The 15783-nt window shown below is 43.2% G+C and carries 15 protein-coding genes; all 15 read right to left on the minus strand.

Translation table 11 applies throughout. From position 1 onward, the window contains the following. Positions 1-4: 4 nt before the first annotated feature. The 15 genes from spo0A to accB all read right to left on the minus strand — a co-directional run bounded on the left by spo0A (position 5) and on the right by accB (position 15701). The gene (gene spo0A, locus JOC94_RS03450; protein WP_077111333.1) at positions 5-793 is read right to left on the minus strand and encodes a sporulation transcription factor Spo0A; all 789 of its coding nucleotides are present in this window, start codon (positions 791-793) and stop codon (positions 5-7) included. Between the two features lie 268 nt (positions 794-1061). Beyond that, positions 1062-2354 carry a SpoIVB peptidase gene (gene spoIVB / locus JOC94_RS03455; RefSeq protein WP_077111394.1) on the minus strand — a complete coding sequence of 431 codons (1293 nt, stop codon included), beginning with the start codon at positions 2352-2354 and terminating at the stop codon, positions 1062-1064. A 121-nt stretch (positions 2355-2475) separates the two neighbouring features. Further along, positions 2476-4149 carry a DNA repair protein RecN gene (gene recN / locus JOC94_RS03460; RefSeq protein ID WP_077111334.1) on the minus strand — a complete coding sequence of 558 codons (1674 nt, stop codon included), beginning with the start codon at positions 4147-4149 and terminating at the stop codon, positions 2476-2478. Between the two features lie 13 nt (positions 4150-4162). Further along, positions 4163-4612, minus strand: coding sequence for a transcriptional regulator AhrC/ArgR (gene ahrC / locus JOC94_RS03465; protein ID WP_077111335.1), 450 nt, complete (start codon positions 4610-4612; stop codon positions 4163-4165). Between the two features lie 108 nt (positions 4613-4720). After that, complete coding sequence (locus JOC94_RS03470) at positions 4721-5548, minus strand: TlyA family RNA methyltransferase (RefSeq protein WP_077111336.1); 828 nt, start codon at positions 5546-5548, stop codon at positions 4721-4723. A gap of 3 nt (positions 5549-5551) precedes the next feature. Then, positions 5552-7444 (minus strand): 1-deoxy-D-xylulose-5-phosphate synthase, encoded by a 1893-nt coding sequence (gene dxs / locus JOC94_RS03475; protein ID WP_077111338.1) that lies wholly within the window; start codon positions 7442-7444, stop codon positions 5552-5554. Positions 7445-7459: 15 nt separating this feature from the next. Then, positions 7460-8065, minus strand: a complete 606-nt coding sequence (locus JOC94_RS03480; protein ID WP_077111339.1) for a hypothetical protein — start codon at positions 8063-8065, stop codon at positions 7460-7462. 676 nt (positions 8066-8741) lie between these two features. Continuing rightward, positions 8742-9626 carry a polyprenyl synthetase family protein gene (locus JOC94_RS03485; RefSeq protein ID WP_236016957.1) on the minus strand — a complete coding sequence of 295 codons (885 nt, stop codon included), beginning with the start codon at positions 9624-9626 and terminating at the stop codon, positions 8742-8744. Beyond that, positions 9623-9853 carry an exodeoxyribonuclease VII small subunit gene (xseB, locus tag JOC94_RS03490; RefSeq protein ID WP_077111341.1) on the minus strand — a complete coding sequence of 77 codons (231 nt, stop codon included), beginning with the start codon at positions 9851-9853 and terminating at the stop codon, positions 9623-9625. The genes JOC94_RS03485 and xseB overlap by 4 nt, the downstream gene beginning before the upstream one ends. Then, positions 9850-11202, minus strand: coding sequence for an exodeoxyribonuclease VII large subunit (gene xseA, locus JOC94_RS03495; RefSeq protein ID WP_077111343.1), 1353 nt, complete (start codon positions 11200-11202; stop codon positions 9850-9852). Before xseA ends, xseB begins: the two co-directional genes overlap by 4 nt. Positions 11203-11300: 98 nt before the next feature. Beyond that, entirely contained in the window at positions 11301-12155 is an 855-nt protein-coding gene (gene folD, locus JOC94_RS03500; RefSeq protein ID WP_077111344.1) for a bifunctional methylenetetrahydrofolate dehydrogenase/methenyltetrahydrofolate cyclohydrolase FolD, read from the minus strand. Then, a complete protein-coding gene (nusB, locus tag JOC94_RS03505) occupies positions 12152-12556 on the minus strand; it encodes a transcription antitermination factor NusB (protein ID WP_077111345.1) in 405 nt (134 codons plus the stop codon). Before nusB ends, folD begins: the two co-directional genes overlap by 4 nt. 826 nt (positions 12557-13382) lie before the next feature. Continuing rightward, on the minus strand, positions 13383-13781 hold the full coding sequence (locus JOC94_RS03510) for an Asp23/Gls24 family envelope stress response protein (protein WP_213088969.1): 399 nt from the start codon (positions 13779-13781) through the stop codon (positions 13383-13385). 33 nt (positions 13782-13814) lie between these two features. Continuing rightward, positions 13815-15170 (minus strand): acetyl-CoA carboxylase biotin carboxylase subunit, encoded by a 1356-nt coding sequence (gene accC, locus JOC94_RS03515; RefSeq protein WP_077111348.1) that lies wholly within the window; start codon positions 15168-15170, stop codon positions 13815-13817. 12 nt (positions 15171-15182) lie between these two features. Further along, positions 15183-15701, minus strand: a complete 519-nt coding sequence (gene accB, locus JOC94_RS03520; protein WP_077111349.1) for an acetyl-CoA carboxylase biotin carboxyl carrier protein — start codon at positions 15699-15701, stop codon at positions 15183-15185. Positions 15702-15783: the final 82 nt, after the last annotated feature.

The raw sequence follows: 15783 nt of genomic DNA on the forward strand, positions 1-15783 counted from the left end.
ATAATTATGACGCCTTATGTTCAAGCCTTAGCTTGTCGGCAACCATCGCGATAAATTCACTATTGGTAGGCTTGGCTTTGGACATGCTGATCGTATAGCCAAACAGGGATGAAATGGCATCAATATTCCCGCGGCTCCATGCCACTTCAATTGCATGGCGAATCGCTCTTTCAACACGGCTTGCTGTCGTATTGTATTTTTTGGCGATATCTGGATAAAGCACTTTTGTAATGGCCCCAAGCAATTCAATATCATGATATACCATTGATATTGCTTCCCTTAAATACAAATAGCCTTTGATATGGGCGGGAACACCGATTTCATGAATAACGGATGTAATGCTTGCTTCAAGGTTTTTCGCTTTATCCTCGCCTTGCTTCTTTGTGTGGGTGGTGGCGGATTTTACGGCTCGTGTGCCTTTCCCGCTCACATTGCGTATATGGTTCACCAGATATTCCATATCAAACGGTTTTAAAATGAAGTAAGATGCACCGAGTTCCACTGCTTTTGTTGTTACATCTTCCTGCCCAAATGCCGTCAACATAATAACATTCGGAAACGGAATTGTTTCAGACTCCCTAATTCTTTCCAATACGCCAAGACCATCCAAATGAGGCATAATAATATCCAAAATCAACACATCGACATCAACTTTCTCCAGCAAGTTCAGGCATTCTTGCCCATTATGCGCAGTTCCGACAATCTCGATGTCACTTTGGGTGGACATGTACTCCACAAGCAAAGAAATTAATTCGCGGTTATCATCTACAAGTGCGACTTTTATTTTCTTCAATTTTAGTTCCTCCCTAAGTCTCAAACGGATTTATTTATAAATTTATTCTAACAGACAATTACGCCAAGAAAAGGTAAAATCCTTTTTATATTTCAAAAATAAGAGAAAAAGACAAAGAAAGCTGATATTTGCTATTTTCTTCCACCTATTTCGTCATAAACCAACATTATTTGCATAAAAAACAGGGCTGTCCAGAAAGTCAGTGAAAACTGATTTTCTGTGATAGCCCTTTTACATACAAAAAAATGGGGGCTATGCATATGCCCCCTTAACCAGCTTTTTCCATTTTTTCTTGACCTTCTTCATAAATGTTAATGCCCGCTTCATGCAGCATCCATTCAATATGGACACCATAGCCGGAAGTCGGATCATTTACAAATACATGAGTTACTGCGCCGATCAGCTTGTTGTTTTGGATGATCGGACTCCCGCTCATCCCCTGAACGATTCCACCTGTTTTATTCAGCAGATCTTTATCTGTTACTTTAATGACCATTCCCTTTGTTGCCGGGAATTTTTGTGGAATCGTACTGACAATTTCAATGTCGTACGCTTTTACTTCATTCCCGTCTGTAACAGTTAAAATCTTGGCCGGTCCTTCCTGTACTTGATGGGCCAGCCCAATGGAGAGCGGCGTGTCCATGACGCCGTTTTTAATGTCTTTTTTTAGCGTTCCAAATATGCCGAACGGACTGTTTAAGGTGATGTTTCCAATGATTTCTTTATTGCCGGAAAAACGAGCCAGTTTTTCTCCGGGATCTCCATGTTTTCCTTTTTCAATGGAAGTTACCGTTGATTCAACAATTTGACCGTCTTCTACAATAATGGGCTTTTTCGTGTCCATATCCGATATAACATGGCCGAGGGCACCGTATTTTTTCGAATTTGGATCATAAAAAGTCATTGTTCCAATGCCTGCAGCGGAGTCTCTGATATACAAACCCAATTTAAAGACCTGTTCCTTTTCGTCTTTTATCGGGACAAGTTTTGTCTCAAATTGTTCCTGTTCTCGGCGAATCGTCATATTAAGCGGCTTTCCATTCTCGCCGGCATTTTCCACATAACGGGCCACTTCGTTCATGCTTTTAATTTTGTTTCCGTCAATCGCAGTGATCATATCGCCTACCTTGATGCCGGCCTCTTCCCCAGGAGAAAATTTCCCGTCATTGTTGGTGACAAGGTGATGTCCGACAACGAGGACACCCAGCGTATTCATTTTGACGCCAATGGACTGCCCGCCCGGGAGTACTTTGAACTGTTTCAATACATTCACGTTTACCTTTTTCATGGGCAAACCCGCAAGCTGAAGGATCATTTCATCTTTTCCGCTGTTTTCCCCTTTTAGGGATACAGCCTCATCTTGATCCTCAAGCGTAAACGTGTCTACCGCATCAGCTGAAGCTGCAACAGCACCCGACTTTGGAAATGCCTGCTTATCCCCTTCGAACATCGTGATACTTAGAGGTATGTGAACATATTGTTGAAACGGCTTGGAAAAGCCAATCATGATTAGAGATACAAGGAGAATTACACCTGTTATTTTTCTTAAGCGCTCTTTCATCAGTTTCTTTTTCACTCTCCTCGCCTTCTAGTCCACAGTTATAATGTGACCTCCAGAACGTGCATTTATAACTGGGGGCGAGAAAAAAAGATGTCCAATGAAGGATAGCTTTTCATTTTTTTTAAGGCTTTTTTATGGTATAGGCAGATTGAAGCAATTCTTTGGCATGCCTTTTTGTAATGTCAGTTATCTCGGTTCCAGAAATCATGCGGCCAATTTCTTTTATTTTTTCTTTTTCAGTCAAGTTTTTAATCGTTGTTCGTGTTCTTTTATGAATGATCTCTTTGGCAATAAGCATATGATGATCCGCCATTGCAGCAACTTGCGGTAAATGGGAAATACAAAGGACTTGGGAATTAACGGATATTTTGTACATTTTCTCTGCCATTGCTTGCGCGACCCGGCCACTTACACCCGTATCCACTTCATCGAATATGACGGAAGTGACTCTTGTCGAAAATATCGTCTTGAGCGCCAGCATAATGCGCGACAGTTCTCCACCGGAAGCGACTTTGGACAAAGGCTTTAACGGCTCTCCGGGGTTGGTTGAAATGTAAAATTGAATGTTGTCCAACCCGTTTCCACTTGGGAGCTGTTCGTTAAAAGTAACCTCAAAAACGGTCTTGTCCATGTACAGTTCTTTTAATTCTCGATGAATGGCATTTGTTAATTTGTTTGCCCATTTTTTCCGGATTTTAGTCAAATGATTGCCTATATCCATCAGTTGTTTTTTCAACTTGTCCAGCTGCTTTTGTAACTCTTCGAGGCGGCTTTCCTTATTGAGAATCGATTCGGTTTCTTCCTTAATCTTCTCATAATAATCCAAAATTTGTTCTACTGTATAACCGTATTTCCTTTTTAACTGGTTGATTTCATTCAAGCGCGACTCAATTTCATTTAATCGCATTGGATCGTATTCAAGCATATCAAGCTCAGTTCTAATGGTTAAAACAGCATCTTCCAACATATAATAACTGTTCGACACTGACTCTTTGATGGATTGGTATTTGCTGTCAACTTCAGCCGCTGTTTCCAGCATGCTCATAGCACGGCCTATAGAGTCAAGGCCGCGTTGATCTCCCTGAAGCTGTTCGTATCCGTCTTTTAAAGAGCCAAACAATTTTTCGAAATTAACGAGCCGCTTTCTTTCTTCTTCAAGCAGGTCATCTTCATTCATTTTAAGGTTTGCCTTTTCAATTTCCCGCATTTGAAATTGCAGTAAATCGAGACGATGGGCCATTTGCTGCTCCGTTTTGCTTAGCTCTTTGATTTTATTTTGTACTTCCAAGTATTTTTCATAAACATTTGTGTAACGCTCCCGGGCAGGAACGATTTCTTTTTTTCCATATTGATCCAAAAGCAATACATGTAAGGCATCATTCATTAATTCCTGATGCTCATGCTGTCCATGGATATCGATGAGCGAGCTGCCGATCTCACGCATTGTAGCGATCGTGACGAGCTTTCCATTCACCCGGCAAACGCTTTTACCGGTGTTTGAAATCTCCCGGCGCAAAACGACCATTCCTTCTTCTACATCAATTCCATATTCAGACGCTTTTTTAATACAGGAATGTTCATCATGTATAAAAAACAAGCCTTCTATTTCCGCTTTTTTTTCACCATGCCGCACAAACTCCGCTGATCCCCGCCCGCCAACCAATAAATGGACCGCATCAATAATAATCGATTTTCCTGCCCCCGTTTCTCCGGTTAAGACAGTTAACCCTTCCGAAAAAGAAATCGATATTTTATCAATGATGGCAAAGTTTCTAATCGACAATTCCTGTAACAAAGAATTCCTCCCCTTAAAGCATGTTGATAAACTTTTCATTGATTGTCTCGGCATATTCGGGTGTCCTGCAAATAATCAAACATGTGTCATCTCCGCAAATCGTCCCCATTATTTCTTCCCAATCAAGGTTATCGATCAGTGCGCCGACGGCCTGGGCATTACCCGGAAGTGTTTTTAATACTATAAAGTTTTCTGTATAATCTATTCCGATAAAAGACTCCGTCAAAGACCGCTTTAATTTCTGCAGCGGATTAAACCGCTGATCGGCTGGAAGACTGTATTTATACCGGCCGTCCGGAAGGGGAACTTTCACCAGATGCAATTCTTTTATATCCCTTGATACGGTTGCCTGCGTAACATTAAAGCCTTGATTTTTCAAGTAATCGACAAGCTCGTCCTGCGTTTCAATTTCCTTTTTTCCGATCACTTCCCGGATTTTTAAATGGCGCCGTGCCTTGCTCATATTTTCCACCTCTTACCTTTACATGAAATCGCATTTTTATGCTATCCATCATTATTTAGTATTATAATTTTTCATTGAAAAAAGGGCAATCTATAACAGATTGCCCAATCATTGTGGCTTGTTCAATTGACTATGCGCCTGTTGTACAATATCCGCCGCTTCCTCGCTGGTATCGTCACTGCCTGTCTCCTTTTCACCTTCATATCGTAAATGAATGAGAAACTCAATGTTTCCTTCACCGCCGGTAATAGGAGAAAAAGCAAGGTTTTTGACATCGTAGCCTTCGGATATGGCAAACTCTTTTATTTTTATAATGACCTCTTCATGGATTTTCGCGTCTCGTATAATGCCTTTTTTACCAACCTGGTCTTTGCCTGCTTCAAACTGAGGCTTGATCAATGCGATGACATCGCTTTTGGGGACAAGTATGTTTTTTAAAACAGGCAAGATTAAGGTTAATGATATAAAAGAGACATCTATCACTGCCATTTCAGGCTTGATGGGAAATGCATCAGGCGTTACATAGCGAAAATTTGTCCTTTCCATTACAACAACACGTTCATCCTGTCTTAACTTCCACGCCAACTGATTATAACCCACATCCAAGGCATAAGACAGTCTTGCCCCGTGTTGAAGCGCACAATCCGTAAAGCCGCCCGTCGAAGCGCCAATATCCAGCAAAACTTTATCTTTCAAATTCAATTGAAACTGCTGTATAGCTTTTTCCAACTTTAAGCCGCCTCGGCTCACATAAGGAATGACATTCCCCTTAACAGTGAGGGGAATGTCAATCTCGACCTTTTCACCGGGTTTGTCCAGCCTCGTTTCGTTTGTAAATACAATTCCCGCCATAATCGCTCTTTTCGCTTTTTCCCTTGTTTCAATCAAGCCTCTTTCTACCAAGAGCAAATCAAGCCTTGTCTTCTTCACTTTCATGTCTTACGCCCTTTTTTGTTTTTTTGGCATGAGCGCCTTTATTTTCATGACAATATTTTCAGGTGTCATCCCGATTTCTTTTAGCAGTTCCTTCACATTGCCATGCTCTACAAAGCGGTCGGGCACGCCAATTCTGTCAATAAAAGCATGGCGGTATTCGTGTTCACTCGCAAACTCAAGCACCGCACTGCCAAATCCACCCTGTAATACGGCTTCCTCAATCGTCAATATCGGCATATTTCTCCGTAACAGGCCATGCAAAAGTTGTTCATCAAGCGGTTTGATAAAACGGGCGTTGACGACCTGAACGGAAATGCCTTGTTTTTCAAGCCTGTTTGCGGCGTCAAGGGCCAACGGGATGGTCGTGCCGAATGTCAGAATCGCTGCGTCTGTTCCCTGTTTTAATACTTCCCACGAACCGATTGGTATTTGTTTCAATTCAGAGTCCATTGAGACGCCATATCCGTTCCCCCGGGGAAAACGGAGAGCGATCGGCCCATCATCATATTGAATGGCTGTATTGACCATATGCTGGCCTTCATTTTCGTCTTTTGGCATCATAATGACCATGTTCGGCAGATGCCTTAAAAAAGCGATATCGAATACGCCCTGGTGTGTTTCTCCATCTGCCCCCACCAGACCGGCCCTGTCGATCCCGATAAAAACATTCAGATTTTGCCTGCTGATATCATGAAGGACCTGATCATACGCTCTTTGCAAGAAGGTAGAGTAGATCGCCAAGTACGGCTTCATTTTTTGCGTTGCCAGACCGGCAGCCATTGTTGTCGCATGCTGCTCGGCAATTCCCACATCAAACATTCGATCGGGGAATTCCTCCGCAAAACCTTCCAGCTTGGATCCGACCGGCATCGCCGGGGTAATGGCCACAATTCGCTCGTCCTTGCGGGCAAGCTTTCTGACGGTTTCACTTACCAATGAGCTCCACGATGGCGGAGCATTGACTGGCTTGATTAAGTCTCCCGTATCTATTTTATATTGGCCCGTTCCGTGCCAAGTTCCGATTCTGTCATGTTCAGCGGGTTCGTACCCTTTCCCTTTTTTTGTAATCACATGCAATAAAACGGGACCCTTTGTTTTCTTGGCATATGAAATGTTTTCAAACAATGAGTCGAAGTCATGACCATCAACGGGTCCGAGATAAGTGAACCCGAGTTCTTCAAAAAACACACCTGAAACAAGCATATATTTCAGACTATCTTTTACCTTTTCCGCTGTTGCCGCCAATTTTCCGCCAACAGCCGGAATCTTTTTCAACAAGTAATCGAGTTCTTCTTTTGCCCAATGGTACTTCCCTGCCGTCCTTAGCCTTCCGAGCACGTTATGCAATGCGCCGACATTGGGGGCAATGGACATCTCGTTATCATTGAGAACAACAATCATATCCTTTTGTTCATGGCCGATATGGTTTAAAGCTTCCAAGGCCATACCGCCAGTTAGAGCTCCGTCGCCAATGACGGGAACCACAAAATTATTTGCCTTTTTGACATCGCGTGCAATAGCCATGCCCATCGCCGCCGACAAAGATGTTGAACTGTGTCCTGTTTCCCAAACATCGTGTTCGCTTTCGGACATTTTAGGAAAGCCGCACAACCCTTTATATTGGCGGAGGGTGTCAAATTGGCACGCTCTCCCCGTTAAAATCTTGTGTACATATGATTGGTGCCCGACATCCCAAATAATTTTATCTTTGGGGCTGTCAAAACATTTATGAAGGGCAATCGTCAGCTCTACTACACCTAAATTGGGACCGATATGGCCCCCTGTCCTGGATAATGTTTCTATCAGGAAACGCCGGATTTCTTCGCTAAGTTCATCTAGCTGCCATATATCAAGTTCCTTTAGAAAAGAGGGATCTTTAATTGACATGAGATCCAAACGGATCACTCACTTTCATTTCTTGGATTTTTGCTTCGGCCTTTTCTTCTTATGATCTTTGATGATTGTCAGATGGAATCTATCTTCAAGGAACTGCAAAATTTTACCCACATGGAGAATAATATCACGCGAGTATGTAATCGCAAAGGATTTTCCTAACGCCTTTCCGCCAACGGTTATAGCGGCAATAAAACTCGCTAATCCCACATTGATTGCGTATTCAACCGATGTAGCTTGAAGATGAATGGACTGGGCAATTTGAATAACGACAAGGGCAGATGCTGTTCCGCTTATAATGCCGGAAATATCTCCAATGACGTCATTGCAAAAGCTTGCCACCCTGTCCGCGTTTCTTACAATTAAAATGGAATGCTTTGCCCCGTGCACCTTTCTTGCCGCCATTGAATGAAAGGGCGTTTCATTGGCAGCAGCCGCTGCAATCCCTATCATGTCAAAAAGGATTCCTATGCATACAATTACAAGAACAACAAGAAGGCCCAAAGTCCAAGGCACTCCGATCAAAATGCCGTTTGAAGCAATTGAAAAAATAGCCGCTAACACAAAAGTGATAACGGCAATGCTTATACTCCATTTTATAGAATTTTTTATCAGATGATTCATAATATGTTTGTCATTCACCGTTTATAGGAATTAGTTTGGATGGTTATCATAAGAGTAAAGTTTACGGCTTAGGTCCAGTAGGTTTTCCCAAGCAGGTACCGCATGTCGCCATGGCGGCGGTTTCCCTTTAAGCCCGCTTTGACAGTGTCGCCAGCTGTCAGACTGGATTGCCACTCAGTCCGCACTGTAATCCCCTTATCATATCCTTTGGAACAGTCTAGGAGATTTCCTCAACAACCTTTAACCAAGTTCTTAGCCTCTTTTGCAAAGCTGATTTCATATGGACGGAAGAAAACGGGACGATGGCCAACCGTTCCGTATTCTTATAACCATAATCCCCTCAAACTTCACGCAAGGCAGGCTACGCTGCTAGTGATGCCCCACATCACATTGCAGGTCTATACTCCGCTTTTTCTCACATATAGTGACTGCGGAGCCTCCGCGGCAAAGGGTCCACGCCCACATGCCTTTGTGGATCGCCCTTAAACCTTTACTCCCAGCTCCAACCCAAGGCTGGGCGCCTCAAGCCGAAACAAGGAACTTCATCGATGTGCCCTTTAGTGAATTTTTAGGCTCACCTTCAGAACCGGTAGGATGACTAGAATACTGCACCATCCGATAATCTTAAGAAATTATAACATAATCGCTTTTTCATATCAAATGATCCAACTGATTTCTAATAAGTGCGAACCGCAATCAAGTCAGTCATTTGTTCGAGCAAGCCAGTCGACAGCTTCGTCTCCCTTAACGCCGCTTTCGCTTCATGAATATGGTACTGAAGCTGCTTTTTGGCTCCTTCCATCGTAAGTAGAGAAGGATAAGTGCTTTTTTGTCTGCCGGTGTCACTTCCCACCGGTTTCCCCAATACGTCTTCATCGCCTTCAACATCCAAAATATCATCACTTATTTGAAATCCTAGGCCAAGATGATATGAAAATTGTTGGAATGATCTGATTTGATCTTCCACGGCCCCGCCGATTGTGGCCCCGGCCAAAATGGCGAACGATAATAATTTTCCTGTTTTACGGTGGTGGATATTTTCAAGTTCATTTATTGTCAAGGATTTGTTTTCACCTTCCATATCAGCCACTTGGCCGCCTACCATTCCCTCGGGACCTGCGCATTGGGCCAGTAAGTGAATCATGCTGACCCGTGTGGCAGGATTTAAAGAAGTATCAGCGGCGATCAATTCAAAAGCATATGTAAGCAAACCGTCTCCGGCCAAAATGGCCATCGCCTCTCCATACACTTTATGATTGGTTGGCAACCCTCTCCTTAAATCATCGTTATCCATGCTTGGAAGGTCGTCATGAATTAAAGAGTAGGTATGAATCATTTCCAGGGCCAAGGCGGCGGGAAGCCCAAGTATCGGATCTTTGCCAAATGACTTAATGACAGCAAATAATAAAAGGGGCCTGATTCTTTTTCCCCCGGCTTTTAAAGAGTACGACATCGCGTCCTTCAGTTTGGGAGGAGCTTCAAGTTCCGAGATTTTCAATAACAACTGCTCGTTTAATAATTCCTTGTGCGTGTCCATAAATTGGTTCAAATCTGTGGTCAATCTTGCTCCTCCTCATGAATGTGAAACTCTTTTTCGCCTTCTTCGGTCAACACTTTCGTCAATTTTTCTTCCGCGAATTTTAATTTATCATGGCATATTTTAGATAATGCCATCCCTTTTTGATACATTTCGAGAGCTTCTTCAAGGGGAATATCCCCTTCTTCCAATCGGACGATAATAGCCTCCAGCTCTTCGAGAGCTTGTTCAAACGTCAGTTTCTCACTCATTCTTTTGCCCCCTTTTCCTTCTCATTTATCGTACAAAACAGCTTGCCATCCACAAGCTGGATCGCCAAGTTGTCCCCCTTTTCCGATTGGTGGATGCTTTTGAGCAGCTTCCCTTCCTCTGTATAAGCTATATTAAACCCTCTTCTCAATATATTTAACGGGTTTAAAGCTTCCAATGTGGCCACTTTTCCAGAAAACTCTCCAGCTTTGGATTTAAAAACAGCTTTGGATTCCAATGCAAGCCTTCGTTCGGCCCGCAAAACTCTTTCCTTTCCAGACTTCACGATTGACAGTGGATGATACCTGGAAAGTCCGTTGCTTAGATCTTCGTAACGATGCTTTTTTTTGAGGAGAATATGGTTTTGGGCATGATGTAGCTTCTCTGTCAATCTGTCCAAATGAAGCCATTTTTGTTCATATATTCTTTCGGGATTTCTAAACAAATATGATTGTTCCAAATAATTCAGCTTGCTTTTTCCTGTTTTAACAATTGCCGACATGCTTTGGTATAGCCTTGTTTTGCGCTGCATTAACTGATCCAGCAAATCATTTATGTGAGGGACAGCGAGTTCTGCGGCCGCTGTCGGAGTAGCCGCCCTTACATCGGCCGCAAAATCTGCGATGGTAAAGTCCGTTTCATGGCCTACTGCTGAAATGATGGGAATATGCGAGGCCGCGATTTCCCTAGCCACAATTTCTTCATTGAAAGCCCACAATTCCTCTATAGAGCCTCCGCCACGTCCGACAATAAGTACATCGGCAATATTTTTATCATTTGCTTTTCTAATGGCGTGAGCAATGGAGCCCGAGGCATTTACGCCTTGGACCATTGCCGGAATCACGATGATTTTTCCGATTGGGTAGCGGCGTTTCAAAGTTGTGATAATATCTCTGATTGCGGCTCCAGTTGGAGATGTAATGACCCCGATCGTCTCGGGAAAAGCGGGAAGTGTTTTTTTCTTCTCCTCATGAAACAGTCCTTCTTTTTCAAGCTTTTCTTTTAATTGTTCATAAGCAAGATATAGTTCCCCTATTCCGTCCGGCTGCATTTCAGCTACATACATTTGATACTGCCCACTCATTTCATAGACAGTAACGCTCCCTTTGACAAGGACATGCATGCCGTTTTCCGGTGTGAATTTCAAGCTGGAAGCAAATCTGGAAAACATGACGGCATTAATGCGGGCGTGCTCATCTTTTAACGTAAAATACATATGACCGCTCGAATGCCTTTTAAAATTGGATATTTCTCCCTTGACGAGAATGTCCTTAAGATGCGGATCGGCATCAAACTTGCGCTTTATATATTTCGTTAGAGCTTTAATCGTTAAATATGTTGGTTTTTCCATTTTTTCTACCCCTATTTCAGCAAAAAAGCTGTCCTTATGAATGTGACAGCTTTCCGTGCAATCCATATGTTCATTTTACAATGTCTGCTTGTTGATTGCTAACGATTTAAAGTCCTTTTTGCTGATTTAACGGTATTGTACAGCAACATGGTAATCGTCATCGGTCCAACGCCTCCGGGTACGGGTGTAATGAAAGCGGCTTTTTCTTTTACATCGTCAAAATCGACATCACCACATAGCTTGCCATTTTCATCCCTGTTAATCCCGACATCAATAACAACAGCTCCTTCTTTGATATAATCCGCTGTGATCATTTTAGGCTTCCCGACCGCGGCGACGAGAATATCGGCTTGATTTGTCAATGATTTCATATCTGCCGTTCTGGAATGGCAGTAAGTCACGGTGGCATTTTCCCGGAGTAAAAGCTGTCCCATCGGTTTTCCGACAATATTGCTCCGGCCGATAATGACAGCATGTTTGCCTTCCGGATCAATTCCCGTGTGCTTTAACATTTCCATTACCCCAAACGGTGTACAAGGCAGGAAAGTGTCCTGGCCAGTCATCATTCTGCCAATATTTATGGGGTGAAATCCATCGACATCTTTTTCCGGTGAAATTTTTTCGATTACCTTCATTTCTGAAATATGAGATGGGAGCGGCAGTTGTACCAAAATGCCGTGAATCGCATCATTTTCGTTCAGTTTTGTAATTTCAGCCAACAATGTTTCTTCAGGTGTATCAGAAGGCAATTCGATTAAGAGGGACTCCATGCCAATTTCTCGACAGCTTTTTTGCTTGGATTTGACATATGTTTTGGATGCAGGGTCATCCCCCACTAAAATGACTGCCAACCCTGGCTTTACGCCCTTTTCGATAAGGGCTGCCACTTCTTCTTCCAATTCGCTCCTTATTTTCTTCGATATGTCTTTTCCATTTATTGTCTTATTTTTCATGTTGATTCCTCCCGCCCCTGTTTCTCTCCTTTTATTTTTGATAAAATTCCATTAATAAATTGCCCCGATTTTTCATCCCCAAATTTTTTCGCCACTTCAACGGCCTCATTAATCGCTACATTTGGAGGAACATTAGAGTACTTCAGTTCGTACGTTCCGATCCTGAGAATGTTTAAATCCACCTTTGCCAGCCTCTCAATCGACCAGCGTTCCAAGTGTCTGCTGATTTCTTTATCGATGTTCCCGATGTTTTTAACGGTACCAAATATAAGCTCCTCTAAAAATGCATCTGAGGGACTTTCATCAAGAACATGATTTAATGCTTCCTTTGTATCGGCACCGCTCATGTCGATCTGAAAGAGTGCCTGCAGCGCCTTTTCACGCGCCAATCTTCTTTTCATCTTTTTCTAAAACTCCTTTTTCAACGAATGGCCATTTTATTTATTTTTATTTTACCACAACGGGCGAAAATCAAGCCGTCTTCCATGAGAAAAAGCACAAGCTTTTCGTTTAACAACGTAAAGCTGGGACACGCCACGAAACTTCTAATAGCGGCTGTTTTTCCTGTTTTTTGCCCGCTGGTTGCTAGCTGAGCCAATCGGGCGCTTGGAAGTTGGAGCCCGATTCCTTTTCTCGTTTTACCTCGATGCCTTGAAAGGAGGCCGCCTTACTGCCAGTTAAAGCGGGATAAGGCAAAATTTCTAGCAGCGGGTGATCGCTGAGTTAAAGCGGGGACGAACGAGCCAAAATAGTCTGTATTTGCTCTTCAAAATAAGCTTTGTGGGACTTTTGCGCCAAGCTGAACAAAGCTTCTACGAAAAAAAGCGATGTCGCAGGAACTTTTTTATTGCTTATCGTCGTGCTCTGAACTTACTTCCTCGTAAAAGAAAACCACGCAAAAAAAGCGGGGGCTTTTTCGCGGAGAGAAGACGAAACGCTGACAATGATTTAACGCCCATTACTTCGTACGCATAGTCATACAACAGCGGAGCTTTCCTATTTTGTTAAAAAAGCTTGTGTTAAGGAAGCCGTTGCTCGCTGTAATTGTACCCGGGGTAATGAATATGTTCATTGCGGCAATAAACAATGCATATTTCCTGTAAAAAATGCGACGTTTTTCAAAAGTGATGTCAGACAAAACCGAGCATTAGCCTCGTGAAAATATCGAATTATTTTTTCTATTTCCCAACAACGAAAAAGCCAAAGGGATTTCACCTCTGGCTCTTTTTATTGGTTTTGATAATCTTGTTCCGGCTCTTGTTTCGGATTGTCAAATGTCACTCCAACGATGTGAATGTTCACTTCTTCGACTTCCAGAGCAGTCATGTTCAAAAGTGCCTGCCTAATATTATCTTGAACCTTTTGAGCTACTGTCGGGATGGAAACGCCAAATTTCATCAAGCAATACACATCGACCTTTATGCCATCTTCGGCCAGTTCAACACGAATGCCTTTTCCGTGGTTTTTCTTGCCAAGTCGTTCCACTACACCAGTCGCAAAGCTGCCGCGCATTTGGGCGACCCCTTCTACTTCAGAAGCCGCAATCCCGGCAATTACCTCTATTACCTCAGGGGCAATTTCGATTTTTCCATGAGCCTGATCATCGTCCTGATTCATTTCCAACATATTTACGTTTTCTTCCACTTGTAACACCTCCGTTTATTTTTCATTCATGATCGGATACAGATCAAGAAACTTCGTATTGAAGTCACCGCTCACAAACGCTTCGTTTTCCAAAAGCTTTAAATGGAACGGAATGGTCGTATGAACACCTTCAATGACAAACTCTTCCAACGCCCTTTTCATTCTCGCGATGGCTTCTTCCCGGGTGGCTCCGTAAGAGATCACCTTTGCAATCATGGAATCGTAGTAAGGGGGGATCGTATAGCCCGGATATACTCCGGAATCCACCCGGACACCCATACCACCTGGAGGTAAATACATGTCAATTGTACCTGCTGAGGGCATGAAGTTTTTTTCCGGATTTTCCGCGTTAATTCGGCACTCTATCGACCACCCTTTCAACGCCACTTCTTCCTGGGTAAGCGACAGCTCATGATTGGCCGCCACATTGATTTGTTCCTTAATTAAATCAACACCCGTTACCATTTCCGTGACAGGATGCTCAACCTGTATTCTTGTATTCATTTCCATAAAGTAAAATGTATTTTCCCTATGGTCAAAAATAAACTCCACTGTTCCCGCTCCGGAATAATCAACTGCTTTTGCGGCATTGATGGCAGCCTGCCCCATCTTTTCCCTCAATTCCTGATTGAGTGCGGGGGACGGCGTTTCTTCCAGCAGCTTTTGCAGCCTGCGCTGGATTGTACAATCCCTTTCTCCCAAATGGATCACATTTCCATGATTATCAGCCATGATTTGTATTTCTACATGCCGGAAATCGGTGATATATTTTTCAATATAGACTCCTGGATTTCCAAAAGCAGTTAACGCCTCGCGTTGGGTGACTTCCATTCCCTTGATCAATTCTTCTTCGCTGTGCGCGGGCCTGATTCCTTTTCCGCCTCCGCCAGCTGTAGCCTTAATGATAACCGGGTAGCCAATTTGTTCTGCGATCTTGATCGCCTCTTCCGTGCTTTCCACAATACCTTCAGATCCGGGAACAATCGGGACGCCTGCTTCTTTCATTGTCGCGCGGGCCACATCTTTTGTTCCCATTTTTGAAATAGCTTCCGGGCTCGGGCCGATAAAAGTGATATTGCATTCACGGCATAGTTCAGCGAAGTCTGCGTTTTCCGCCAGAAATCCGTAACCGGGATGAATGGCGTCACAGCCCGTCAGTTTAGCGACACTCACCACATTTGCCGAGTTCAAGTAACTGTCTTTGGACGCCTTCGGACCAATACAATAAGCCTCATCCGCCAATTGTACATGCAATGCCTCTTTATCCGCTTCCGAGTAAACCGCTACCGTTTCTATCCCCATTTCCATACAGGCACGGATGACACGGACAGCAATTTCTCCCCTGTTGGCAATTAATACTTTCTTTATCATTTCATTCGCTCCTTACCTAGGCTTCACTAAAAACAATGGTTGGCCGTATTCTACGAGTTCACCATCTTTCACTAATATTTGTACAATTTCCCCTTCGACTTCTGCTTCAATTTCGTTGAAGAGTTTCATCGCTTCAACGATGCAGACAACGGTATTTTCATTTACACTGGATCCCACTTTTACGTAAGGTTCACTGTCAGGTGAAGGAGCCTGGTAAAACGTTCCGACCATTGGAGAAGTAATTTTATGTAAGTTGCTCTCATCGTCGGCTTCCTGAGCAGTAGCTGGCTGCACCGAGTCGGCTTCTGTTTGTGTCTGTACAGGTGCAGGCTGCACAGGTGGCGCTTCACTTGGAATAATCTGCTGTTCTGGAAGCGGTTGGACTGGTGCCTGGGATTGTGCCTCTTGTACAGTTTTATAGCCTTTTTTCTTCAACTTGATTTTTGAACCGTCATGTTCATAAACAAACTCGTCAATATCCGATTGATTTACTAACTTAATGATTTCACGTATTTCCTGTACCTTCAACATGTACGACACTCCTTCAAAGTTATGGATAGCTCTTAATATCATAATATAACAGGTGCCATAAATTCAATGAAAGACAGAAAGA

This window comes from Siminovitchia thermophila, from assembly GCF_016909185.1.
Classification (GTDB): domain Bacteria; phylum Bacillota; class Bacilli; order Bacillales; family Bacillaceae_C; genus Siminovitchia; species Siminovitchia thermophila.